This window comes from Rhizobium jaguaris (assembly GCF_003627755.1).
GTDB classification, from domain to species: Bacteria; Pseudomonadota; Alphaproteobacteria; order Rhizobiales; family Rhizobiaceae; genus Rhizobium; species Rhizobium jaguaris.
In genome coordinates this window covers 1,770,558-1,794,566 of record NZ_CP032695.1, presented here as the reverse complement: position 1 = coordinate 1,794,566, position 24,009 = coordinate 1,770,558, and the positions used below count along the sequence as shown (strand labels likewise).

Annotated in this window: 19 protein-coding genes; 14 read left to right on the top strand and 5 right to left on the bottom strand. The window is 60.4% G+C overall.

The window, feature by feature from the left end; translation table 11 throughout:
• The first annotated feature begins 214 nt into the window (after positions 1-214).
• The 3 genes from CCGE525_RS30540 to CCGE525_RS30530 all read left to right on the top strand — a co-directional run bounded on the left by CCGE525_RS30540 (position 215) and on the right by CCGE525_RS30530 (position 3,652).
• Positions 215-1,723 (top strand): ABC transporter substrate-binding protein, encoded by a 1,509-nt coding sequence (locus CCGE525_RS30540; protein WP_120707949.1) that lies wholly within the window; start codon positions 215-217, stop codon positions 1,721-1,723.
• Between the two features lie 115 nt (positions 1,724-1,838).
• Positions 1,839-2,780 carry an ABC transporter permease gene (locus CCGE525_RS30535; RefSeq protein WP_120707948.1) on the top strand — a complete coding sequence of 314 codons (942 nt, stop codon included), beginning with the start codon at positions 1,839-1,841 and terminating at the stop codon, positions 2,778-2,780.
• The gene (locus CCGE525_RS30530) at positions 2,777-3,652 is read left to right on the top strand and encodes an ABC transporter permease (RefSeq protein WP_120707947.1); all 876 of its coding nucleotides are present in this window, start codon (positions 2,777-2,779) and stop codon (positions 3,650-3,652) included. The genes CCGE525_RS30535 and CCGE525_RS30530 overlap by 4 nt, the downstream gene beginning before the upstream one ends.
• A 5-nt stretch (positions 3,653-3,657) precedes the next feature.
• Here the strand turns inward: CCGE525_RS30530 and CCGE525_RS30525 are convergent, their stop codons facing one another.
• A complete protein-coding gene (locus tag CCGE525_RS30525) occupies positions 3,658-4,305 on the bottom strand; it encodes a TetR/AcrR family transcriptional regulator (protein ID WP_120707946.1) in 648 nt (215 codons plus the stop codon).
• Between the two features lie 201 nt (positions 4,306-4,506).
• Here CCGE525_RS30525 and CCGE525_RS30520 point away from each other — a divergent pair, with 201 nt between their 5' ends.
• Together CCGE525_RS30520 and CCGE525_RS30515 are read left to right on the top strand one after the other, a co-directional pair.
• Positions 4,507-5,628, top strand: a complete 1,122-nt coding sequence (locus tag CCGE525_RS30520) for an HlyD family secretion protein (RefSeq protein WP_120708714.1) — start codon at positions 4,507-4,509, stop codon at positions 5,626-5,628.
• Positions 5,629-5,655: 27 nt separating this feature from the next.
• Complete coding sequence (locus tag CCGE525_RS30515; RefSeq protein ID WP_120707945.1) at positions 5,656-7,239, top strand: DHA2 family efflux MFS transporter permease subunit; 1,584 nt, start codon at positions 5,656-5,658, stop codon at positions 7,237-7,239.
• A 148-nt stretch (positions 7,240-7,387) separates the two neighbouring features.
• Here the strand turns inward: CCGE525_RS30515 and CCGE525_RS30510 are convergent, their stop codons facing one another.
• The 3 genes from CCGE525_RS30510 to CCGE525_RS30500 form a co-directional block, all read right to left on the bottom strand.
• On the bottom strand, positions 7,388-8,308 hold the full coding sequence (locus tag CCGE525_RS30510; protein ID WP_120707944.1) for a sugar phosphate isomerase/epimerase family protein: 921 nt from the start codon (positions 8,306-8,308) through the stop codon (positions 7,388-7,390).
• A 152-nt stretch (positions 8,309-8,460) separates the two neighbouring features.
• On the bottom strand, positions 8,461-9,600 hold the full coding sequence (locus tag CCGE525_RS30505) for a Gfo/Idh/MocA family protein (RefSeq protein ID WP_120707943.1): 1,140 nt from the start codon (positions 9,598-9,600) through the stop codon (positions 8,461-8,463).
• 494 nt (positions 9,601-10,094) lie between these two features.
• Positions 10,095-11,693, bottom strand: coding sequence for a purple acid phosphatase family protein (locus CCGE525_RS30500; protein WP_120707942.1), 1,599 nt, complete (start codon positions 11,691-11,693; stop codon positions 10,095-10,097).
• Positions 11,694-11,960: 267 nt separating this feature from the next.
• On the opposite strand from CCGE525_RS30500, the gene CCGE525_RS30490 reads away from it, so the two are divergent.
• From CCGE525_RS30490 to CCGE525_RS30470, 5 genes are all read left to right on the top strand, one after another.
• Positions 11,961-12,695: a GntR family transcriptional regulator gene (locus tag CCGE525_RS30490; RefSeq protein WP_245472210.1), complete on the top strand. Its 735-nt coding sequence runs from the start codon at positions 11,961-11,963 to the stop codon at positions 12,693-12,695.
• Positions 12,696-12,770: 75 nt separating this feature from the next.
• A complete protein-coding gene (locus CCGE525_RS30485; RefSeq protein WP_120707940.1) occupies positions 12,771-13,535 on the top strand; it encodes an SDR family NAD(P)-dependent oxidoreductase in 765 nt (254 codons plus the stop codon).
• 24 nt (positions 13,536-13,559) lie between these two features.
• Positions 13,560-14,687: a tartrate dehydrogenase gene (locus CCGE525_RS30480; protein WP_120707939.1), complete on the top strand. Its 1,128-nt coding sequence runs from the start codon at positions 13,560-13,562 to the stop codon at positions 14,685-14,687.
• A 35-nt stretch (positions 14,688-14,722) separates the two neighbouring features.
• A complete protein-coding gene (locus CCGE525_RS30475; protein ID WP_120707938.1) occupies positions 14,723-16,201 on the top strand; it encodes an NAD-dependent succinate-semialdehyde dehydrogenase in 1,479 nt (492 codons plus the stop codon).
• 11 nt (positions 16,202-16,212) lie between these two features.
• Entirely contained in the window at positions 16,213-17,004 is a 792-nt protein-coding gene (locus tag CCGE525_RS30470; RefSeq protein ID WP_120707937.1) for an HpcH/HpaI aldolase family protein, read from the top strand.
• 485 nt (positions 17,005-17,489) lie between these two features.
• On the opposite strand, the gene CCGE525_RS30465 is transcribed toward CCGE525_RS30470, so the two are convergent.
• Positions 17,490-18,683, bottom strand: coding sequence for a Gfo/Idh/MocA family protein (locus CCGE525_RS30465; protein WP_120707936.1), 1,194 nt, complete (start codon positions 18,681-18,683; stop codon positions 17,490-17,492).
• Between the two features lie 487 nt (positions 18,684-19,170).
• Here CCGE525_RS30465 and CCGE525_RS30460 point away from each other — a divergent pair, with 487 nt between their 5' ends.
• The 4 genes from CCGE525_RS30460 to CCGE525_RS30445 all read left to right on the top strand — a co-directional run bounded on the left by CCGE525_RS30460 (position 19,171) and on the right by CCGE525_RS30445 (position 23,989).
• Positions 19,171-20,232 (top strand): LacI family transcriptional regulator, encoded by a 1,062-nt coding sequence (locus CCGE525_RS30460; protein WP_245472338.1) that lies wholly within the window; start codon positions 19,171-19,173, stop codon positions 20,230-20,232.
• A 231-nt stretch (positions 20,233-20,463) separates the two neighbouring features.
• Positions 20,464-21,393, top strand: a complete 930-nt coding sequence (locus CCGE525_RS30455) for a sugar phosphate isomerase/epimerase family protein (RefSeq protein ID WP_120707934.1) — start codon at positions 20,464-20,466, stop codon at positions 21,391-21,393.
• Between the two features lie 11 nt (positions 21,394-21,404).
• Entirely contained in the window at positions 21,405-22,526 is a 1,122-nt protein-coding gene (locus CCGE525_RS30450; protein ID WP_120707933.1) for a Gfo/Idh/MocA family protein, read from the top strand.
• A 215-nt stretch (positions 22,527-22,741) separates the two neighbouring features.
• Positions 22,742-23,989 (top strand): ABC transporter substrate-binding protein, encoded by a 1,248-nt coding sequence (locus CCGE525_RS30445; protein ID WP_162950351.1) that lies wholly within the window; start codon positions 22,742-22,744, stop codon positions 23,987-23,989.
• Positions 23,990-24,009 lie beyond the last annotated feature (20 nt).

The window sequence follows — 24,009 nt, the reverse complement described above, 5'->3', positions numbered from 1 at the left end:
TTTTTTGTCAGCTTTGCGAACAAACTACTGAATGAAGGAAGCGCGTCAAGAGGCATTTTCGGTATAATTGGTCGATTTTTAATCACTGACCATTGTTTGAGCAAATATTTAGTCAGGATACTTTACAATCGCCAAAAACCATGCATCACTTAGGACTGTATAAAATCTGGGCAGGTGGGTTGACCTCTTTGGGGGCGCCACAAGGAGATATTTTATGGGAACTTCCATCAAGGCGCTTTTGATGGCGTCGGCTATGGCCGTGACGATTGGATCCGCGCATGCGGCAACATTGCGCGTTGGACTTCAAGATGATCCGGATTCGCTCGATCCCGCGGCAAGCGGCACCTATACCGGCCGCATCGTTTTTGCCGCCATGTGCGACAAGCTTGTTGATATCAACGCCAATCTCGAGATCGTGCCGCAGCTCGCGACCGCCTGGACGTGGAACGACAAGGGCACCGACGTCACCTTCACGCTTCGCAGCGGCGTAACCTTCCAGGATGGCACGCCCTTCGACGCTGCCGCCGTGAAGTTCAACATCGAACGCATGACGACGCTGAAGGACTCGAAACGCAAGGCCGAGCTTGCGCCGATCGATACCGTCGAAGTGGTCGATCCGACCCACGTCATCTTCCATCTGAAGGGGCCGTTTGCCCCGCTGCTCTCCGTGCTCAGCGACCGTGCCGGCATGATGGTGTCGCCGACGGCTGCGCAAAAGGGCGGCGAGTTCGCGACCAACCCGGTCTGCTCAGGTCCCTATATGCTGAAGGCGCGCAAGCAGCGCGACTCCATTACCCTCGACAAATATGCAGGTTACTGGAACGCAGACTCCATCGGCTATGACGAGATCCAGTATCTTATCATTCCGGATTCCACCGTGCGCCTGTCACGCCTGCAGGCTGGCGATCTCGAAGTCGCCGAGCGTATCGCGCCGACGGACCTTGCTACCGTGCGTTCGGACAACAAATTGGCGCTGCATTCCTCGCCAGGTCTTGCTGTTTCCCATCTGATGATCAATGTCGGCAATGGCGAGAAGGCCAAGACGCCGATCGGCACCGATCCCCGCCTGCGCAAGGCCCTGGAACTGTCGCTCGACCGCAACGTCATCAACCAGGTGGCTTTCAACGGCGAGTTCATTCCCGACAATCAGATGATCCCGTCGTCGAGCGCCTTCTACAGCAAGTCGCACCCGATCCCGGCGCGTGATGTCGAAAAGGCGAAGGCGCTGATCGCGGAAGTCGGCGGTGCTGCGCCGAAGCTGGAAATTACCTATGAAAACTCGCTGACCGACGGGCGCGTGGCGCAGATCATTCAAGCGCTCGCCAGCGAAGCCGGCTTCGACGTGCAGTTGCTGCCGCTTGAGACGACCTCCGCCATACAGCGCTATCTGGCCGGAGACTTCCAAGCCTACATCGGCAACTGGAGCGGCCGCGCCGATCCGGATCCGACCCTCTATGCCTTCTTCGGTTCCGACGGCAGCCAGAACGTCAACAAATACAAGAACCCGGAGATGGACAAGACGCTGGTGGCCGCCCGTCAGGCATCGGATGAGGCAACGCGCAGGCAGCTCTACGAGAAGGCGACGGACATCTACCTGACGGACCTTCCGACCATTCCGCTCTATCATCCGAATTGGTTCTATGGAGCAAGGGCCGATGTGACGGGCATTACCATTTTTCCGGATGGCATCCTGCGTGTGCAGGGCGTAAAGCCTGCCAAGTAAGCGATCGTTCGCTGGGGATGGCGCGGAGTTGCCGCGCCATCCGTTTTTCGGTTTTGCATGATCTCCTTCCAAAACCGCATCGCAGCTTTCGGGATCATGCAGCAAGAGAAAAGCCATGTTTCTTTTTATCCTGCGCCGCCTGGCGATCGCCATTCCAACCTTATTGCTGGTATCGATCCTGGTTTTCGGCCTGTTGAAGCTTCTGCCCGGCGATCCGGCGATTGCGCTGGCCGGCGAGGACCGCGATCCCGCCGTCATTGAGTTCCTGCGGCATAAATACATGCTGGACCAGCCGCTCTACACCCAATATGTCCATTGGCTCTGGGGCATCCTGCAAGGCGATTTCGGCCTGTCGATCCGCACGAAGCTGCCGATCGGCGAGATGATCCTCGAGAAATTGCCGGTCACCATCCAGCTTTCGGTCATGGCGATGATCCTTGCGCTGGTCATCGGGATTCCTGCCGGTGTCATTGCGGCGCTGAAGCGTGGTACACCTGTGGATTACGGTGTCAGTATACTCGGATTGGCTGGTCTTTCTGTTCCGAGCTTCTGGCTCGGCATCATGCTGATCCTCGCCTTTGCGGTGAAGCTAGGCTGGTTGCCATCGGGGGGGTACGTCGGTCTGTTCGATTCGCCGCTCGACAATCTGCGCTATATGTTGATGCCGAGCATCGTATTGGGAACGGCGGCTGCCGCGATTGTCATGCGTCACACCCGGAGCTCCATGTTGCAGACGCTACGGCAGGATTATGTCCGAACCGCCCGTGCCAAGGGCCTGAAGGAGCGCATCGTCGTTATCCGGCATGTGTTACGCAACGGCTTGATCCCGGTGGTCACCGTCAGCTCGCTGCATTTCGGCGAGCTTCTGTCCGGCGCGGTGCTGACCGAGCAGGTCTTCGGCATCCCTGGCTTCGGCAAGATGGTGGTCGACGGCGTGTTCGGCCGTGACTATGCGGTCGTCCAGGCCGTCGTTCTCTGCTCGTCAGCGATGTTCCTGCTGCTCAATCTTTTTGCCGATATCGCCTATGTCATTCTGAGCCCGAGGTTGCGCGGATGAACACGACCGAAGCCACGCTCGCCATTCCAGCCGCTTCCGGCAATCGCCGATCCGCGCTGAGGCGCTGCCTCAGCCAGCCGAGCGCCATCATCGGCGGCCTCATCGTTCTTTTCTTCGTGCTGGTCGCGATCCTCGCGCCCGTCATTGCGCCATTTCCGCCGAACGTATCGAGCTGGCTTGCCGTCCGGCAGGCACCTTCGGCGCTGCACTGGTTCGGCACCGACGATCTTGGCCGCGATATCCTCTCTCGCGTTATCTTCGGTGCACGCGCTTCGCTGCTTGTCGGTCTCGTCTCGGTGGTGATAGCCATCGTCATCGGTGTGCCGCTCGGCCTGATCTCCGGCTATTTCGGCGGTATCGTCGATGTCGTGATTTCCCGCTGCACGGATGCGTTGCTGTCCTGCCCCTTCCTGGTGCTCGCGATTGCCTTTGCGACCTTCCTCAATCCCAGTCTCGAAAATGCGATGATCGCCATCGGCATCTCGGCGATGCCGATCTTCGTTCGTCTGACGCGCGGGCAAGTGCTGACCGTCAAGACCGAGGACTATATTGCCGCGGCGCGCCTGCTGGGTGTGCCCAATATCAAGATCATGGGCGTCTACGTGATGCCGAATATCCTGGCGCCGGTCGTCGTACAGGCCACGATCACCATGGCGACGGCGGTGCTTGCCGAAGCGAGCCTTGCCTTCCTCGGCCTTGGCCAGCGCCCACCGGATCCGTCCTGGGGTTCGATGCTTGACACGGCACGACAATTCCTGCAGCAGGCGCCGTGGATGCCGATCTGGCCGGGTGTGGCGATCATCGTGCTGGTCATGGGCTTCAACCTGCTCGGCGACGGCCTCAACGATGCGCTCGATCCGCGCCAGGATTGATTAGATCAAACCTGGCAGCCTTTCAGGAACACCTCGGCGCAAATTCGCGCCCGCCGGCTGATCTCCGCGATGTTCGGGGGAGGGAGCTGGCGCAGGATGGCGGCGCGCTGCGGCTCCATGATCATCATTCCACGCAGCATGCCCGAGGCCATATGCGGGTCTTCCAGGCGGATGAGCCCGCGCTCGCACTGCGTCGTCAGCCATTTTTCCATGAAGGCGTTCGAGCCGACGATCGCGGTCTCATAGAAGGACGTGGCGATTTCCGGAAAGCGGTCCGATTCGGCGATGACGAGACGCATGATGTCGATGGTGTCGTCCGACATCGTCAGCATGCCATAGGCCGTCAGCAGCCGCTCCAGTCCCTGACGCAAATCCATCGTCGCCAGCGTCGACTGGTCCAGCGCCAGGAAAAACCGGCTTATGCGGTCGGAAACGATGCTTGAGAACAGATCGGCCTTGGTCGGAAAAAGCCGATAGAGTGTCTTCGTCGAAACGCCGGCGGATTGGGCGATCGCATTGATGCTTGCCGCCGCGTAGCCGTTTTCCCGGAATTGCGCGTCGGCGGCCTCGATGATCAGGCTTTTCGTGTCGTCGTCGCAGCGAAGCTGAGGTCGGCCGCGGGGGCGCCTCTCAATTATTTGAATTTCGACCATGATGATTTTCCAAAATCCTGTTGACTTCCAATTTATAGTGCATATTTTGGAAAACATCAAGTTTCCTAAATATCGGACCGGGGATTTTTGCGGGCCATCCGCCCTTCCAAAACGATCGGACCATCAGGAGAGACAACAGTGGAAAACAAGGTTCATATACTGAATACCGGCAAGCAGGCACCGGTTGCCGAGGCCCCGGCCATGGATGCAGGCAAGCCGGATGTGTCGGTCGAACTGGCGCGCATCGCCGTTGAGGAAAAGCCGACGGCGAAGAAGCGGGGCAAGTCGTTCCTGTTTGGGGCTACCGCACTCGCCGTGATCGCTGCCGCTGCTTACTACGGTCATAACTACTGGACGGTCGGCCGCTTCCAGGTGTCGACCGACGATGCCTATGTACAGGCCGACAACAGTGCCATCGCGCCGAAGATCTCCGGCTATATCACGGATGTCGTGGTCAACGACAATCAGACCGTCAAGGCAGGGCAGGTGCTTGCCCGCATCGACGATCGCGACTTCAAGACGGCGCTCGATCAGGCTAAGGCAGACGTCGCCGCCGCTCAGGCCGATGTCGAGGCCAAGCTGGCGTCCCTTGACACGCAGCAGTCATTGATCTCGGCCGCCCAGGCGACCGTCGATGTCGACAAGGCCAATGAGACCTTCGCCGAGCAGAACGATAAGCGCTATGCGAACCTATCCGTCAACGGATACGCGCCGGTGCAGACCGCACAACAGGCCGCCTCGCAGATCGCCGCCGCCCGCGCCGCGATCGATCGTGACACGGCATCGCTGGCTGCAACGACCAAGCAGGTCGATCTGCTAAAGGCGCAACTGGCGCAGGCTAAGGCGACGCTTGCTCATGACCAGGCCGTCCAGAGCCAGGCCGAGCTCAATCTGTCCTATACGACGATCATGGCGCCGCTCGACGGTGTCGTCGGCAACCGCACGCTCCGCGTTGGCCAATATGTGCAGGCGGGCACACAGTTGATGTCGGTCGTGCCGACCTCGGCGGCCTATATCGTCGCGAATTACAAAGAGACCCAGTTGACCGACGTGCATGCCGGCCAGCCGGTCGATATCGAAGTCGATATGTTCCCCGGCCGCGTCTATCACGGCCACGTCGACAGCCTGGCGCCTGCCAGCGGCCAGGAATTCGCACTGCTGCCGCCGGACAATGCCACCGGCAATTTCACCAAGGTCGTGCAGCGCATCCCGGTCAAGATCGTTCTCGATAGCGACACCGTCGCTTCCGGTGATCTGCGTCCCGGCATGTCGGTACAGCCGAGCATCGACATCAAGACGGCCGATCAGGGCCATGGTGCGTGAACGGTGAAGGATGAGGAGTATTGAGCCATGTCCACCATCGCAGCCACCGCCATCCCGCAGCCGAGTGCGAGAGCAAGCACCAGAGAATGGATTGCCGTGCTTGCCGGCATGATCGGCGCCTTCATGGCGATCCTGAATATCCAGATCACCAATGCCTCGCTCCTCGATATCGAGGGCGGCATCGGCACGGGCGTCGACAATGGCGCCTGGATATCGACCTCCTATCTGATCGGCGAAATCGTCGTTATTCCTTTGACGGCCTTCTTTAGCAACGTCTTCTCGTTTCGCCGCTATATCCTTGTGAATTCGATCCTGTTTCCGCTGTTCTCGATCGCCTGTGCTTTCGCGCATGATCTCGGCACGATGATCGTCCTGCGCGGGCTGCAGGGCTTTGCCGGCGGTGTGCTCATCCCCATGGCCTTCACCATGATCCTGACCAAGCTGCCCAAGGCGCAACAGCCAACCGGGCTTGCGATCTTCGCGCTTTCGGTCACGGTCGCCCCGGCCATCGGCCCCACCATCGGCGGTTATCTGACGGAGAATTACGGCTGGCAGACGATCTTTTTCATCAACGCCCTGCCGAGCGCGATCATGGCGATCGCCCTCGCGCTGACACTCGAGAAAGGACCGATGCGGCTTAACCTGCTGAAGCAGGGCGACTGGGCTGGCATCGTGACGATGGCAATCGGGCTTTCAGCGCTGCAGACCGTGCTCGAAGAGGGCAACAAGGACGATTGGTTCTCCTCGCCCTTCATCTTGAAGCTCAGCGTCATTGCCGTCATCTCGCTCAGCGCCTTCATCTGGATAGAGCTCACCGTCCAGAACCCGCTGGTGAAGCTGCGGCTTCTAAAGCAACGCAATTTTGGTATCGGTGTTCTCGTCAACGTATTGGTCGGTTTCGCGCTCTTCGGCTCGGTCTATATCCTGCCGCAATATCTCGGCCAGGTGCAGCGTTACAATGCCGAACAGATTGGTAACGTGCTTGCATGGACGGGTCTGCCGCAGCTCATCCTCATTCCCTTGGTTCCGATGATGATGAAGCGCTTCGATGTACGTTATATCGGCTTCCTCGGCATTGGCATCTTCGCCATAAGCTGCTTCATGAACGTGACGCTTTCAGCCGACACGGCCGGCGATCAATTCTGGATCCCGAATATCGTGCGCGCCATCGGCCAGGCCATGGTGATCACCCCGATCACCGCCATCACAACGGCCGGTATTGCACCCGCTGATGCCGCCGCCGCATCCGGCCTGACCAACATGCTACGAAATCTCGGCGGTGCGGTCGGAACGGCGACGCTCGGCACGGTGCTCACCAAGCGCGAGCAGTTCCACTCCAACATCATCGGCCAGTCGGTGACGCTGGCGCGCGACGAGGTGAGGGAGCGGCTGACGCAAATGACCAACTATTTCCTGGCGCATGGCGTCTCGGATCACGCACTTGCAGCGCAGAAGGCAACGGTCGCTCTCGGCAGCATCATCAAGCGGCAGGCACTGATCATGGGTTTCAGCGACACCTTCGCCGTCATCGGTATCCTGCTGGCGACCGCGGCAATCGCCACGCTTTTCGCACGTAAGCCACAAGCCGGTGGCGGGGCAGGAGCTCATTGACGCGGCATCGGCTCTAGCGGAACGGTTTGGACCGCTGCTTGCAGGCCGCGCAGATAGGCTTCTTTCGATTGTTTGATATGGACCGCGACAAGCTCCACCGGCTTGTCGCGGCCGCCTGCTGATCGGGGCGGTCAGCTAGGCTCGGTCGCTATGCGCTCGGTCGGCGCAGCTCACGCAGGTAATTGGCACTAACCACCGCGCTCTCGTAAGGCGGCATGGTTGGCCGGTCGACTTCCGCGACGATCCAACCGTCGAAGCTTGGGCCGAGTTCAGTAAGCATGGCCTTGATATCGAGATTGCCGATCCCCGGCTCGGCCCAGAGACCGTCCAGCGCCGTTTGCGGATAGCTCTTGCCCGCCGCAATCGCCGCGTCGCGGACGTCAAGCCTGATATCCTTGATATGCATGATGCTGATACGATCCCTATAGGATCGGAAAAGGCCGAGCACATCGGCGCCGGCCCAGGAAAGATGGCCGCTGTCGGGGCCGAAATTCAGCGTGCCCGGACCAATGGTGTCAAGTGTCCGGCGCGTGTCGTTTTCGGTCTCGATCCAGGTTCCGACATGCGGATGCAAGGCCGGCATGACGCCCTCGGCTTTCAGCGCCTCGGCAACGTTACCAAGCTGGTCGATGATGAAATCGAGCCTCGCCTGGTCGAACATCGCACCGACCGCTGGCTTGTCGACGCGCGGACGCAGCTTCGGCGGCATGTGCACGGCGATGAAGATATCCTTGAGGCCCAAAGCAGCCTGCCGACTGCCGGCAAGTTTTGCCTCCTCCAAAGTTTTTTCGAGCGGCACCTCCGCCTCGGGGCTCGGGATGCCGAAATAGCTCGGGGCCGGCAGGATTCCGGCGCGCTCGAAAGCCGCCTTGTAGTCTTCCAGCGATGTGCCGACAGGAATCGCGATGACGGCGGCAGGAAAGCCGACCTGTCGGATTTGCGCCAGAAAATCATCGAGCGGCGGCGCCTTGCTGCGATCCAGGAAGCCGTCCTCCGATGCCAGCCACTGAATAGGGTTGATGGCGATCCGGTAGCCGTCCGCAGTTACTCGTGGCGATAGATCAGACATGCAAGCTGTTCCTTTCAAAATTGGATGTAGCTATCGGATGGAGAGGCCTTGGCCTCTCGCATGCGCCGCACTGAATTTCTGCTGGTATACATTACACGCGGCAGGATGGCTGGTGTCGGAGCATCCGGCACGCCACCGGAGGTCGCCTCGCATCAAGCGTCGAAAACCTCCTCATCTGCACCTTGCGGCACGACCGCCGGGCGCGCGCAAGGTGTGGTGATGGCGACATGCTGGCCCTCAACCGAAGACTGTTCGAAGCCTTCCAGGGCTTCGAGGACATGCATGGCCATATCGCCGTTGGCGCGGTGTGGGCGGCTGTGGCGGATAGCCATGGCCATGTCGACAACGCCGATCATGCGATAGTCCGCCTCCGAGCGGCCGTCATCCATCACACGGTTTGGAGTGCCGAAGGGATAGGCGGAGATATCGACATTTTCCCAGTCGCCCCCCGCCTCGGCGATCTGCGGCGTGCCGCCGAAGAAATTGGGATCTGGAATGACGAGGCTGCCTTCCGTGCCGTAGATTTCCATGTGCGAGCGCCGATGCCTATGCACCTCCCAGGACATCGAGATGGCAACATTGGCGCCGCCCAGAAATTCGAGTACGCCGTTGTAGAAGGTCGGAACCTCGACGTCGATCACGGCGCCGGTCAGCGGCCCCTGGACGACTTCGCGCTGCGGAATCCCGTTGGTGGAGATCGCCGAAACGCGCTTGATCGGTCCCAGCAAATTAATGAGCTGCGTCAGGTAGTAAGCGCCCATGTCGAGCATCGGCCCGCCGCCCTGTTTGAAGATGAAGAAGGAAGGGTTGGCGTAGCGATGCGCCGAACTGCGGGTCATGAAAGTGACGGCGCCGCCAACCGGTTTGCCGATACGGCCGGCATCGATCACGGCGCGGGCAGCCTGATGCGCTGCTCCCAGGAAAGTGTCGGGCGCACCGCCGACGCGCAGGTTCTTGGCGCGCGCAGCTTCCATCACCAGACCCGCCTCGGCGAAGGTCGCCGTCAACGGCTTTTCCGAATAGACATGCTTACCGGCCGATATGATCTGATGGCTGACGTCTGCATGTACCATTGGCAGCGTGAGATTGACCGCGAGCTCGATCTCCGGATCGGAGAGCAACTCATCGACGGTGACGGCCTCAACCCCGAATGCCTTAGCCTTGGCTTGCGCGGCCTCCGTCCGGATGTCTGCTATCGCTTTGACTTTGATGAGCTTTGATCGTGCCGCGCCCCTTAGATACGAGTTGCTGATGTTGCCGGCGCCGATGATGCCGATCTTAACAGGTTCCACGTCCAACTCCCGTTAGGCCAGGTAAAAGTCCATTTGCATCCATGGGCTATGGCCGGAACGACCGCACCCAATATTCGCGACAAGTCCCCCACACTGCCACTGTTCCCATGAGTGTTTGACGATGCTCGCTTGAATCTTCCAAATCGCGTTCTAAAAACCCTGTGAAACAAGGCATCTGGAGTCTGTGTTACTCCAGAAAGTTCCAAATTGCAGGCTTGAAATTTCCAAACGACAGGGCTCTTGCCAATAGAGGGCAAAAAGCCCGACTTTCGTCGGGCTGCAATCTGAATCCCGTCTCGTCAAAGGAGCGATAAGGGGGGCGATATCAGAGCGCCGATAAATTCTACCTCGATGGCCGATGCCATTGAAAAGGGGTTCGATGGATCGAAGGGCAAGCTGCTCGGTGATCGCTGCCCGGTCGATCTTGCTCACGGAAAAAATTTGCTCCAGTGACAGATGTCGACTGGCGAATTCATCAAGTTCCTCGGCTCGCTTTAGTCTCGCCGTGGACGGCGCAGCGTGAAGCTCTCGAACGGAGAGAGCTGGCCATCCTGGCCCACCACGTCGTAATAGGTCACCTTCATGGTAGTGAGATCGCCTTGATGGGCGCCCGGGTCGACATCGAAAGCGGCGAAGCCATAGGAGTGGGCGGCGTTGCGCACGGCCGACCAGGTCGCGTCCTCGGCCACGTAGATCGGCGGACGCTTGCCGGTGGTGGGATTCTTGTCGCCCACGCCCATGATCACTCGACAGCAGGGCGGGTTGAAGAAAAGTTCGTTGGAGGGCACGGACGTGCCGCCGCCGCCGATCACCATGTGCACCGTACCCTTGGTGGTGTCGATCACGTCGGTGGCGGTACCGACCGGGATCGGCGTCAGCGTCTTGTTGTTCTGCAGGCCGCGGATGGGGTGGGAGCGCTCGTAATGATGCTCATGGCCGCAGACCACCAGGTCCACGCCATATTTGTCGAACAGCGGCAGCCATTCCTCGCGGATGCCTAGATCGGCGCCGTTGAACTTGTCGGCGGTGGAAATGGCGACTTGGTGCATGCAAACCACCAGCCAGTCGATGTCCTTGTCGTCGTGGGCTGCGGCGAGCTCCTTCTCGAGCCATGCTTTCTGCGCGCCGCCGGAATAGCCGCGCACATAGGAATCGCCACCATCCTGGTAGCAGACATCGTCATTGGCGATGGCGATCACCCGCATCGAGCCGGCAGTGAAACTGTACCAAAGCCCATGTGTCACCTCGGTCTGGCCATCGGCGGCTGGCAAGGAAAAATAGGTCTGGTAGGCTTTGTAGCCGATCGGCCCGTTGCCGAGTTCGTTCTCGTGGTTGCCGGGCGAAGGCATCCACGGGCGGTTGCGGGCGCTGCGGGTGTTGTTGTTCCAAAAATCCCACCAGGTTCGCACGCGGTCCTGGGCGAGGTTAGCGTAGCACAGATCCCCATTGAACAGGTGGAAGAGGGGGCGCAGGCGCTCGACGCCGAGCGTGGTGTCGCCTGCCGCGGGCGAACCGAGATTGTCGTTGATATAGGTGACGCCTTGCAGCGTGACACCCGCCGGCGGGTGGAAGACCTTGCCGAGAGTCGGTGTGCCCTGGTCACCGAAGCTGGTGAACGTAAGGGGCTGGCGACCACGCGGTGAGGTGCGGAAAGTGCCGAATTGCGGCTCGGCGCCATCGTGCAGCGCGGCGTAGAGATAGGCGGCATCGGCGTCGAGCCCACCGACCTTGGCGTGCCAGGCATAGACGGTCTGGTTTGATTTGCCGTCGACATAGCTGGATTCGACGGCGGCCACCGTTTGTTCGAGCTTGCCGTCGAGCCGGCCGATCAGGACGCGCGGCTGCTTCACCGGCTGGAGCGTATGCCAGGAGACCACCATCTCGGCGGACGCATCGGCGCCGAACTGAAGATGGAGCCCCGCCACCGGGGGCGTTTCCACCGGGCTCGGCGAACTAGCGGCAGTCGGTGCCGGCGCATTCTCCTCGGCGCTGGTGAACGAAGCCGTCAGAAGCACACCGGTGCCAATGCCGGCGGCGGCAAGGAGTCTGCGGCGGCTGATGTCAAAGTTCTTATCGCTGTCCGGTGTTTTCATGGCGGGGCGCTCTGGCGAGTTGGGGGCTCCCCTTGCTAGCGCGAGACTGTGACTATGGCGCGACAATCTGGCCATGGCCGCCGCCTTTGCATCGCATGGAACAAAGATGCCAGCATTTGGAAGATTCAAGCCAGCGTCGTCAGTGGTGAAGCAATGAACATGGGCATCGGCGAAACTTGTTTGGCGAAATTCTATCTGGTATGCAAAAAAGACTGCTTGCATGGTCAAGTCTGACGACAGCTTTCGACCCGCCCACGAAAGGTTTTGATGCCAGATCCAATCATTCCCGCACCACCCCATGCCCGTTCCGCAGGCATGCGCGTCTATCCCCACGAACCTCGGGCGCAAGTCGACCGCAAAGCTTCGCTGGTGGAGGATGCGTATCAGGCGCTGAAGGCCAGCATTCTCGATGGGACGCTGCCGGCTGGCTATCAAGCCGTGGAGCAGCGTATCGCCGAGCAGCTCAAGATGAGCCGCACGCCAGTGCATGAGGCGGTGATCCGCCTGCAGCATGAGGGGCTGGTGCGCGTATTGCCGCGGCGCGGCGTGCAGGTGCTGCCGATTTCGGCTGCCGATATGATCGAGGTCTATCAGTTGTTGACTGCTATGGAGGGCATGGCTGCAGCTTTGCTGGCCGAACATCCGGAGCGCTCCGAATATCCTCTGCGGATGATGGAAGACGCAACCAACCAGATGGAGCGCACGCTGAATGCCGGCGACCTGCGCGGCTGGGCCCGCGCCGACGATCAATTCCATCGCCTGCTGGTCGGTGAATGCGGCAATCAGCGCCTGGCGCGCATCGCCGCCACGATGGCCGATCAGGCACAGCGCGCTCGCACGTTAACGCTGTCTTTCCGCCCGGTCCCGGAACTCTCCGTCCAGGAGCATCGGCTGATGATATCAGCCATCCGGGCCGGCGACATCGTCGGCGCACGGGCAGCGGCAGAACAGCATCGCACGCGCGCGAGCAGCGAGATTCTGAACGCGATAGAGCGGCTTTGATACGACAGACCCAGCCGGCTTCACCTAACGGTGGGCCGGGCATGACATGACCGGCCGATAGGAGCGGCTTTATCGATGGAGATGACTCAATATCCGAGCCTTCGCAACCGAACGGTGGTCGTCACGGGCGGAGCCTCGGGCATCGGCGAGGCGATCGTTCGCGCCTTTGCCGCCAATGGCGCCCGCATCGCTATCCTCGATATTCAGGAAGAAGCCGGAAGCCAGCTGGCATCGGAGCTTTCGGGCGGGCAGACGAAGGTTGATTTTTATCGCTGCGATCTCACCGATATCGAGGCGATGAAAGCCGCTTTCGCCGATGTCAGGCGTGAGATCGGTCCTGTCGCGGTCCTCGTCAACAATGCCGCTAACGACCGGCGGCAGGATTTCCTTGATGTCTCTGCCGAAGAGTTCGATTGGATGATGTCCGTCAATCTCCGCCACGTCTTTTTTGCCGCACAGGCGGTGGTGCCGGATATGCGAGAACTCGGCTACGGCTCGATCATCAACATGACGTCGGGCGCCTGGATTCGCGGTGCGCCGGACATGCAGGCCTATTGCACCGCCAAGGCGGCGATCGTCGGCTTCACCAATTCGCTTGCCCGCCAGGTTGGGCCGGACCGCATCCGCGTCAATGCGCTCGCGCCGGGCATGATCATCACCGACCGGCAGCGCGCGCTATGGTATCAGGATGAAAGCAAGATCGCCGCCGGCCGCCAGATGCAATGCATCCCCGGTCCGGTCGAGGAGAGCGACGTGGCGCGCGCCTGCTTGTTCCTTGCCGCCGATGACAGCAAGATGATCACCAAGCAAGTGCTTCTGGTGAATGGCGGAACGGTCTGAGGAGAGCCGAGAGGAGAGGTCTCCATGAGCAACATTGACGCGTCCGTTCCACAGCGGAAATACCGGATTGCCGCCATCCCGGGAGACGGGATCGGCACGGAGGTGATCGCGGCCGGGTTGGAAGTGCTGGATGTGCTGGCCGCCCGCAACGGCGGTTTCTTGATTGAAGTCGATCACTTTGATTGGGGCAGCGAGCGCTATCGCAGAACCGGCGCCTTCATGCCATCCGATGGGCTGACGTTATTGAAGAAGGCTGACGCGATCTATTTTGGCGCCGTGGGCGCGCCGGATATTCCGGATCATGTCACCTTGTGGGGACTTAGGCTGCCGATCTGCCAACGGCTCGACCAATATGCCAACGTCCGCCCGACTCGGATTTTCCCCGGCGTCACCAGCCCGCTGCGCGGTGTCGAGCGGGGTGATCTCGACTGGCTGATCGTTCGCGAAAATTCCGAGGGCGAATATTCCGGCCATGGTGGCCGCGCCCATATCGGCCTGCCGGAGGAGGTGGCGACGGAAACGTCGATCTTTACCCGCCGCGGCGTCGAGCGCATTATGCGCTTTGCTTTTACTGAGGCTGCGAAACGTGCGCGCAAGCATCTGACCGTCGTCACCAAATCGAACGCACAGCGCCACGGCCTGGTATTGTGGGATGAAATTGCCGCCGAGGTCGCGGCGGATTTTCCGGATGTGTCCTGGGACAAGGAGTTGGTCGACGCCATGACCTTCCGCATGGTCAGCCGTCCGAGAAGCATCGATACGGTCGTGGCGACCAATTTGCATGCGGATATTCTGTCCGATCTCGCGGCTGCACTCGCTGGTTCGCTTGGCATTGCGCCCACAGGCAATATTGATCCTGAGCGCCGGTTTCCTTCGATGTTCGAGCCCATCCATGGTTCGGCCTTCGACATTGTCGGCAAGGGTATTGCCAATCCGGTAGCAAGCTTCTGGACCGCTTCCATGATGCTCGAGCATCTCGGCGAGGCCGCCGCCGCTCATGCGCTGATCACTGCGGTGGAACAGGTTTGCGCCGCCGGCATTCTCACTCCAGATCTTGGTGGCAAGGCGACGACCGTGGAGGTGACACGCGCAGTTTGCGACGCGCTTCGCGGGTCCAACTTCGCGCCGGGGGAGACAAGTATTCCCGCCTGATTGTCGGCGCTATTCCATTTAGGAGGATCACGATCATGTATCAGCGTCTTTCTGGCTACACGCTCCGTCGCCCGGAGCTTTTTCGCGAGGCCAATTACATCGGCGGCAAATGGGTCGCCGCCGATAGCGGGCGTACCTACGATGTCCTTAACCCGGCAACGGGCGATATTATCGGCCGCGTACCGTCCATGGGTGCGACGGAGACCAACCGCGCGATCGACGCCGCCTATAGGGCTCAGAAGGGCTGGGCGGCGTTGACCGCGCAACAGCGCTCCGACCATCTCAAGAAGCTCTGTTCCCTTATGCTCGAAAACACCGAGGATCTGGCGGCGATCATGACGATCGAACAGGGCAAGCCGCTTAGCGAAAGTCGTGGCGAGATCGCCTATGCGGCAAGCTTCATCGAATGGTTCGCGGAGGAGGCCAAGCGTGTCTATGGCGATGTGATCCCGGCGCCGGTCGCCGGCCGTCGGCTGATTGTCCTGAAGCAGCCGATTGGCGTTTTTGCGGCGATCACGCCCTGGAATTTTCCTTCAGCCATGATCACACGCAAGGCCGGCCCTGGATGGGCCGCAGGCTGCACCGGCATCATCCGGCCGGCGAGCCAGACACCCTATTCAGCTTTGGCGATAGCGATTCTCGCGGAAGAGGCCGGTTTTCCTGCCGGTGTCTGCAATGTCATTACTGGCCCTTCGTCGGAAACCGGGCCGGCGATCACCGGAAGCCCGCTGGTCAGAAAGCTCTCCTTCACCGGCAGCACCGCTGTCGGCGCGAGATTGCTCGCCGAGTGCGCGCCGACAATCAAGAAGACGAGCATGGAACTCGGCGGCAACGCGCCCTTCATCGTTTTCGACGATGCCGATCTCGATGAGGCCGTCAAAGGCGCGATCGGCTCGAAATTCCGCAATACCGGTCAGACCTGCGTCTGCGCTAACCGCATCCTGGTGCAGGACAAAGTGCATGACGCCTTTGCCGAAAAGCTCAGTGCAGCCGTCGCCAAGTTGAAGCTCGGGAACGGCATGGAGGACGGCGTGACGCTTGGTCCGCTGATCGACGAAGCCGCTATGCGCAAGGTCGAGGCGCATGTCGGCGACGCGCTGGAGCGGGGCGCCAAACTGATTTCCGGCGGCAAGCGCAACGGTCGCGGCGGCAATTTCTACGAGCCGACCATTTTGGCCGGTGTGTCCACGGCTGCGGACATTTTCCATGAGGAGACGTTCGGACCTGTCGCGCCATTGTTTCGTTTCGAGACCGAGGAGCAGGCGATCGAAATGGCGAACGACACGCCGTTCGGCCTTGCCTCCTATTTCTATGCGCGCGATGTCGGCCGTATCTTTCGGGTAGCCGAGGCGCTGGAATTCGGTATTGTCGGCATCAACGAGGGCCTTATTTCAACAGCCGTCGCACCCTTCGGCGGCATGAAGCAATCCGGCATCGGCCGCGAGGGCTCGAAATACGGCATCGAGGAATATCTTGAAGTGAAATATCTTGCCCTTGGCGGGATTGGTGGTTGAGGAAAATCATTATGACGACTGATATTGACGGTTTCGCCGGGCGGCTGAAGCGCCGAGAAAATGGTGGCATGATCGCAGCCTGGATCGGCGCACCCGACCCGCTGCTGGTCAACCACCTGTCACAAGAGGCCTTCGACGCCGTGGTGCTCGATATGCAACACGGCATGTGGGACATGGCCTCCGCCGCCAATGGCATCGCTCAAGTGCGACTGACCGGCAAGCCGGCGATAGCACGCATTCCAGTCGCCGATTTCGCCTCCGCCTCGCGACTTCTGGATGCCGGCGCTTCCGCCATCATTGCGCCGATGATCAATTCGGCGGACGATGCCCGCGCCCTGGTCAAAGCAACGAAATATCCGCCGCTCGGCGAGCGCAGCTGGGGGCCGTCGCTCGCACTTAATCATTTCGGCATCGCCGCTGACGAGTATCTGCAGGGCGCCAACGGGCTGACCGTCACCATTGCCATGGTCGAGACCCGTGCCGCGCTCGATGCCATCGATGAAATCCTTGCCGTCGACGGCATCGACGGCATCTTCGTCGGTCCGTCCGATCTCTCTATAGCGCTCTCGAATGGTGCGCGTCTGGCGCCGGACAGTGCCGCGATCGACCAGACATTGGCGCATGCCGTGGCGCGTTGCCGCGCCCATGGCAAGCTGATCTGCGCTTTCGGCACCGACGGCGAACGCGCCGGCCAATTCCTGAAGCTCGGCCTGGATCTCGTCATTGCCGGCGCCGAAACCGCACAGCTTCGCGCCGGTGCTCGCGCAGCAATCACCACTGCCCGGAAAATTGCTGCTTCCTGACATATTGCCGGAACTGGAGGTCCGGCACTGTCTTTATTGCGCAGCTCGCAGACGGTGACCTGAAGCTTTCGCGGCCAGACGGCCTGTCCGAACGGGCCGCCGACCTTGGTATCACACGGTAGCCAGACTTCTAGCTGTAGGCGCCTTTAAGGGGCGAGTTTGACATAGCAAGGATTGTACATGTTATAGCCGCAGCCATTTCCAACGGCCTGTGCGGGCGTAATAACATTCTGCAACGCGATGGCTACCAGCGCGACAGCGATCACGGACAGAACCAGTTTCGAATATTTGTCCATAATATCCCTCTAAATATACAACCTATGCGGATATATTTAGCGCGATTCTCGTGTGTTTGCGAGGGGTGATTGTGGATACGGATTGAAATCTGTGGTGGGTTTCGGGTGGGAGCGACCGGTGCCGAAATTCTGTGCCGCAAATGCTTGACTTGACGAAGCAACTGAGCACTGGGAATTGCAACCTGGAAATCAAAACCGATCGTGCTCGTAAACCACCTCAGCCCACGTTCCCGTCGCCGTCGACTCCAGGCAGGCATCGATGTAGGCCAGACCGTCAACGCCGATCCAGGCATTGGGCGTCAATTGGGCCAGCGGAACAGGCTCGGCGCCGGCGATGCGGGCGGCAACCAGTTCGGCAAAATCGGTATAGATATTGGCGAAGGCCTCGAAGAAGGCTTCGGGATGGCCGGTGGGCAGGCGGGTGCCGCGTTGGGCGTGCGGATGCAGGCTCGGCAGGCCGCGCGTGCGCACCTCATCGGCGCGGTTCAGCCGCATGACGCGCAGATCGTTGGCTTCGGCTTGGTTCCAGGAGATGCCGCCCTCTTCACCGTAGGCCTCGATGCTGACGACATTCTGCGCGCCGGTTGCCACCTTGCTGACCAGCATCTGGCCCCGTGTGCCGTCATCGAATTTCAGGATCACTTGCGCCGTGTCATGTGCCGTGCGGCCAGGCAGCGACGGGCCGACATCGGCAAGTACGGCCGTGATGCGGCGGCCACAAACAAAGCTCATCAGTTGATGAGCATGCACGCCGATATCGCCAAGTACATGGCTCTTGCCGCCCTTAGCCGCATCGAGCCGCCATTTGGTACGTGGCGCCATCTTGTCCGGCTCGGCCTCGATAGGTCGGCTGAGTGAGCCCTGCACATAGCGGACATTGACGAGACGGAGCGCACCGATCTCGCCGCCGGTGATGGTCGCGCGCGCCTCGCGCACCATGGGATAGCCGGAGTAATTATGGGTGAGCGACAGGATGCGGCCGCGGTCATGCGCCTTACGGGCGAGCGCCAGCGCACTGTCGTAGTCATTGGTCAGCGGCTTGTCGCAGATGACATCCAGGCCGGCGTCGAGAGCGGTGGCGGCATATTCATAATGGCTGTCGTTCGGCGTCATGATTGCAACAGCGTCGATGCCATCAGCCCGCACGGTTTCGGCCTCGATCATGGCTTGGACATCGGTATAGCCGCGCCTGATGCCGAAGGCATGGGCTGAAATCAGCGACCGCTCTGGATCGGAGGAAAAGACACCGGCGGCGAGATCGAAGCAATCGTCGATGCGGGCGGCGGTGCGGTGCACGGGGCCGATAAGCGAGCCTTGCGCGCCGCCGATCAGGCCGAGGCGCACCCGTCTGCCAAGAAGTTTGAAAACCACAGCCTGCGACATGGGAACTCGCCTTTCATGCTGACCGATAAGAAAAATTAGATAGCGCAACTCTATTAAGGGCACAGCGGCACGCTCGATATTTTTGGTGCATGAGGTCAGCGTGCCGCCGCTGCGACCGACACCTTGCCGCGTTCGCGGATCGTCTTCCAATCGGCGGCGTCGATCAGCTCGCGGGGCGCGAGGAAAGCGCCGCCGACGGCAAAAATGTTGCGCAGCGCCAGATATTGGCTGGAATTATCGTCGGCGCAATCAATGCAGCGACGGGATATTGGGTCATGGGAAAACCGATCTCACAAGTATTTGGAAGAGCTGCGGATCACTCAATAGTAGCGCGCAACGGAGACTTGCATAGATCGTTTCCATGGGTGGCTCTTTTATTGGCGGACCGTCGAGGCAACGCCCCGACGACCCAAGAGTGATACTTGCACGCGCATTCGACAGCGGGCATTGTCGAGTAGCTAAGGCGGAGCGAAGGGAATTGTCGAAAGTGCAGGGATCGGGAGTGGGGCGTGGATTGCGGCGGGATCCGGGGCAGCGTGTGACGCTGCGCACGGTCGCGACTGCGCTTGGCCTCTCGATCACGACCGTCAGCCGCGCATTGAAGGAGGGCCCGGAGGTCAACCGCGAGACAATCGAACTGGTGAAACGAGTGGCGGGCGAGCTTGGTTATCGCCCAAATCTCGGCGGACTCAATCTGCGGACCGGCAAGACCCACGCGATCGGCATCGTGTTGCCCTTCGAACGCGAAGGCGAGATGAATATCGTCGTTGCCTCGCTGGTCGAAGGCGTGTCACGCCATATGAAGGGCTATGGCTATCGGACCACGGTCGTCCCGCAATTACAGGCGGACGATCCCCTGGCGACGGTGCGCGATCTCGTCGAAGAGGGGTCGGTCGACGGCGTCATCATTACCCACACGAGACCGCAGGACGACCGCGTCAAGTATCTGCTGGAGGTAGGCACGCCTTTCGTCACCTTCGGGCGCACCGAGCTTTTAAGTATTCATTCGAACGTCGATCTCGACCACGAGGCGATCGGTGCTGAAGCGGCACGGTTGCTTCTGGATGCCGGCCACCACAGGCCGCTGCTGATCGCGCCGTCCAGCCAGTTCACCTACAGCCTGCAATTCGTCAAAGGCTGGAGCAAGACCTTTACGGCGCGCAACCTCACTGTTCCCGACGACCTTATCCATTTTGCAGCGACGACGCCCGACAGCGGCCAGGAACTCGCGAAAAATATAATCGCCTGGCATCCGGAAGCGACGGGCGCCTTTGTTGCCAGCGAAGAGGCCGCGCTCGGGTTTCTGGCCGGCTTGCGCAAGATCGGCCGGCATGTGGGCAAGGATTTCGCGGTGATTACCTATGGCGGCACGCGATTGCACGATTTCTTCAATCCGCCGCTCAGCGCCTTCTATTATTCCAACTATGTCATCGGCGAGCGTCTGGCTTCTTTTCTATATCGCGCGATTGGCGGCGATGATCCAAGCGATCTGCGCGAACTTATCCGTGCCGAATTCGTAGATCACGATAGCCAGGCACTCTCCGCTTGACGGGAGAGTCCGCCGAAAGGCATTCGTAACGTTCTCATTCCAAATCCTGCCGGAGAATCCGTGCGGAATAGCCTGAAAAAGGTCGCTTGACAGAATTGAAGTTATCCATCATTCGTAACGTTACGAATTGCCGATTGGAGGGGTAAGAGGTTCCGTTCGGCAAGGGTTGTCAGCAAGAGGGCGGGAGCCTCGTGTTTCGTAGGCGACCGCATTCCATGGGAGGATGATGTCGTGGGCGCAGGCTCGCTTTTTTTTGGATCGCCAATTTGGACGTTCAACTGGAATCCGCCTTATGAGGCGCCGTTGAAGCGGCTGGCGCGCACCGGCTGCAAGGGTTTCGAGCTCACCGCCTGGTCGGTCGATATGCTGGCCTATTACACGCCGGCGACGATCCGTGGGCTGAAAGAGATCGCCGAGGGCGAGGGGCTGACGCTCACCAATTTCTTCTTCAACCTGCCCTTCAGCCGGCAGGCGGGTGCTGCTTTCTCCACCGTCGATCTCGGCGGCTACAAGCGCGGCGTCGATGTCGTGGCCGAGATCGGCGCGCCGATCGTGACCAGCATGACGCCCTATCCCTTCCAGTCCGACGTCAAGCCGATCCTGCAGCGGCCGATCTCGCAGGAGTGGACCGCAGCCGTCGAGCCGCAATGGGACTGGACGGCGGAATACAATGCCGTGGTCGACGGTTTTGCCAAGGCATGTGAAATCGCCGGCTTAGCCGGCTTGCGCGTCGCCATCGAGCCGCATCCCTATCGCTGGGTCAGCTCCGGCCAGGGCATGCTACGGCTGATCGAGCGCACCGGCGCTTCAAACCTCGGCCTGAACTTCGATCCGAGCCATCTTTTTCCGGCCGGCGACATGCCGCACTATGTCGTGCTGGCGCTTGGCGATCGCATCTTCAACACGCATTTCTCTGACAATGAAGGCCATACCAACGCTCATTGGCGCCCGGGCCGTGGCAAAATCGACTGGAAGGCGATTTTCGCCGCTCTGCAGGCGATCGGCTATTCCGGCCCGATCACGCTGGAGCTGGAGGATGCGCCCGGTGCGTCGCATTGGACACATTTCCGCGAGGCGACGCCTGAATTCGATCAGGAGATGCGGCGCGGCATGAACTATCTGCGCGATGCCGCCGCTGAACTCAACATCACCATTTCCTAGAGGCCACATCCATGAGCACTGCCCCCATGAAAGTCGGCATCGTCGGCGCCGGCAATATCAGCGCTACCTATGTCGCAACCCTGCATATGTTCGATTTCATCCGCGTCAAATCGATCTACGACCTTTATGAGGAACCGGCGAAAAAGCTTGCCGCCCAATTCGGCCTTCAGGCAGTCTCCCTCGACGCCATGCTCGCCGACCCGGAAATCGGGCTGATCATCAACCTGACGACGCCGGTTTCGCATTACTCGATCAGCAAAAAGGCGCTTCTCGCCGGTAAGCATGTCTATTCGGAAAAGCCGCTTGGCATCAGCATGGCGGAAGCCGAAGAGTTGATGTCGATCGCCCGCGCCAGCGACCTGCGCCTCGGCTGTGCGCCCGATACCTTCCTTGGCGGTGGCCATCAGTTGACGCGCCGGTTGTTCGATGAAGGCTGCATCGGCAAAGCGGTGTCGGCAACCGCCATGCTGCTGCTGCCCGGCCACGAGCATTGGCACCCGAACCCGGCCTTCTTCTACGGCCGCGGCGGAGGGCCTATGCTGGACGTCGGTCCCTATTACGTCACCAATCTGATCGCCCTGCTCGGTCCGGTACGCGAGGTTTTCGGCGCTGCCAAGATCACCCGCATCGAACGCACGGTGAAGACCGATCCGCGCCGCGGCGAGACGATCAAGGTGCTGGTCCCAACGCATCTGACCGGTGTGATGGAGTTCCACAGCGGTGCGACGATCACCATCGCCACAAGTTTCGATGTCATCAAGCACAAGCACAATCAAATCGAGATTTACGGCTCCGAAGGAAGCATGGTAACACCGGATCCGAACAACTTTAGCGGTAAGGTTGAGATATTCCGCGACGGCGGTGAGGCTTGGGAAGAGATTCCAGTGGACCATCCTTATACCGAAGGTGTGCCGGGCCATCTCGGACTGCGTGGTTTGGGCGCGGCCGAAATGGTAGATTCCCTTCGTGCAGGGCGCCAGCATCGCGTATCGTCGGAACTCGCCTTTCACGCGCTGGAAGTGATGACGGCATTCGAGCGTTCCGCTCAGTCGCGCAAGGTGGTTGCAATCCACAGCAGTTGCGGCCGGCCGGATCCTATCCCGCGTGCAATTAATGAGGGACGTTTCGTATAGGCTAGGCTATAGAGAGTTAGGAGAATTGGCAGTCCTCCCAGACTGCATACTTGACGAGCGGGCAATGCCGAGGAAGCATCGCCTGTTCGCCGCGGGGAATGGAGGCCCGGCGGCGCGGTTTTGGAGGGCGACAGCATTCGGCACCCGATGGTCTTGAGACGGCGGCGGCTGAAATACAGGTGTTCAGAAGAACGCCATAAATGGAGGAGGAGCATATGCGTGGATTGTTAATGGCATTGGTTGGCGCCACGGCGCTGATCGCACTGGGCGTCACCGGCGCTCAGGCTGAGGGAAAGAGAGCCGAGGTCCTGCACTGGTGGACATCTGGCGGTGAGGCCGCTGCCGTGCGTGAACTCGCCAATACATTCAATGCCGCCGGTGGCCAATGGGTCGATACCGCGATCGCTGGGTCCGGCTCAACCGCGCGTCCGATCGGCATTAACCGTATCATCGGTGGCAACCCGCCGACAGCCATGCAGTTCAATACCGGTACGCAGATGAATGACTTGGCCCAGCAGGGCCTGCTGCGTCCGCTCGACGATCTTGCCAAGGAGCAGGATTGGAAATCGGTCCTGACGCCGGCCTTCTATAATGCCATCCAGTTCCAGGGGCATATTTATGGTGCACCGATCAACGACCATGGCCAGAATTGGCTGTTCTACTCCAAGCCGGTTTTCGCCAAGGCAGGGGTGACCGAAGAGCCGAAAACCTGGGACGAAATGTTTGCCGCGCTCGACAAGATCAAGGCCGCCGGCCTGATCCCGGTCGCCGTTGGCGGTCAGCCCTGGCAGCTCCAGTTGATGTTCAATGCCATCCTTCTCGGCGAAGGCGGCAAGGAACTCTATGCCAAGGTCTGGAAGGATCTCGACACTGACGCCGTCAAGTCCGACAAGTTCAAGCATGTGGCGGAAGTCTTCGCCAAGCTGCGCAACTATCAGGATCCGGGCAGCCCGAACCGTGACTGGAATGTGGCGACCGGTATGCTGATCGACGGCAAGGCCGGCATCCAGTTCATGGGTGACTGGGCCAAGGGCGAATTCATCCATGCCAACATGGTCGCCGATAAGGATTTCGGCTGCATCCTCGGGCCGGGTGAATCCAACTTCATGATGGGCGGCGACATCTTCGTCTTCCCGGTCCTGAAGGACAAGGCGGCGACCGATGCTCAGACGCTGCTTGCGACTGTGATCATGTCCAAGGAAGGCCAGCTCGCCTTCAACTCCAAGAAGGGCTCCGTGCCGGTCCGCCTCGACGTGGACAACTCCAAGCTCGACGCCTGCGCCCAGAAGGGCCTGACCGCGCTCAAGGATCAGAGCCGGCAGATTCTGGCGCCGGACGTGCTCACCCCGCAGGACATCGTTCAGACCGAACAGGACCTTGTCGCCCAGTACTGGACGACGCCGAGCATGACGGCCGACCAGTTCGCCGAGCAGTTCGCAAAGGTCATCGAGCAGGCGAAGTAAGCCTCATCCGACATCCATGC

What these genes read in the sequence shown, in the direction of transcription:
- CCGE525_RS30520 (WP_120708714.1), top strand. Translation starts at nt 4,507, where the DNA reads ATGGATGCAGGCAAGCCGGATGTGTCGGTCGAACTGGCGCGCATCGCC.
- CCGE525_RS30465 (WP_120707936.1), bottom strand. Translation starts at nt 18,683, where the DNA reads ATGTCGCAGGCTGTGGTTTTCAAACTTCTTGGCAGACGGGTGCGCCTC.
- CCGE525_RS30500 (WP_120707942.1), bottom strand. Translation starts at nt 11,693, where the DNA reads ATGAAAACACCGGACAGCGATAAGAACTTTGACATCAGCCGCCGCAGA.
- CCGE525_RS30525 (WP_120707946.1), bottom strand. Translation starts at nt 4,305, where the DNA reads ATGGTCGAAATTCAAATAATTGAGAGGCGCCCCCGCGGCCGACCTCAG.
- CCGE525_RS30450 (WP_120707933.1), top strand. Translation starts at nt 21,405, where the DNA reads ATGAGCACTGCCCCCATGAAAGTCGGCATCGTCGGCGCCGGCAATATC.
- CCGE525_RS30445 (WP_162950351.1), top strand. Translation starts at nt 22,742, where the DNA reads ATGCGTGGATTGTTAATGGCATTGGTTGGCGCCACGGCGCTGATCGCA.
- CCGE525_RS30515 (WP_120707945.1), top strand. Translation starts at nt 5,656, where the DNA reads ATGTCCACCATCGCAGCCACCGCCATCCCGCAGCCGAGTGCGAGAGCA.
- CCGE525_RS30485 (WP_120707940.1), top strand. Translation starts at nt 12,771, where the DNA reads ATGGAGATGACTCAATATCCGAGCCTTCGCAACCGAACGGTGGTCGTC.
- CCGE525_RS30475 (WP_120707938.1), top strand. Translation starts at nt 14,723, where the DNA reads ATGTATCAGCGTCTTTCTGGCTACACGCTCCGTCGCCCGGAGCTTTTT.
- CCGE525_RS30530 (WP_120707947.1), top strand. Translation starts at nt 2,777, where the DNA reads ATGAACACGACCGAAGCCACGCTCGCCATTCCAGCCGCTTCCGGCAAT.
- CCGE525_RS30540 (WP_120707949.1), top strand. Translation starts at nt 215, where the DNA reads ATGGGAACTTCCATCAAGGCGCTTTTGATGGCGTCGGCTATGGCCGTG.
- CCGE525_RS30535 (WP_120707948.1), top strand. Translation starts at nt 1,839, where the DNA reads ATGTTTCTTTTTATCCTGCGCCGCCTGGCGATCGCCATTCCAACCTTA.
- CCGE525_RS30470 (WP_120707937.1), top strand. Translation starts at nt 16,213, where the DNA reads ATGACGACTGATATTGACGGTTTCGCCGGGCGGCTGAAGCGCCGAGAA.
- CCGE525_RS30490 (WP_245472210.1), top strand. Translation starts at nt 11,961, where the DNA reads ATGCCAGATCCAATCATTCCCGCACCACCCCATGCCCGTTCCGCAGGC.
- CCGE525_RS30510 (WP_120707944.1), bottom strand. Translation starts at nt 8,308, where the DNA reads ATGTCTGATCTATCGCCACGAGTAACTGCGGACGGCTACCGGATCGCC.
- CCGE525_RS30480 (WP_120707939.1), top strand. Translation starts at nt 13,560, where the DNA reads ATGAGCAACATTGACGCGTCCGTTCCACAGCGGAAATACCGGATTGCC.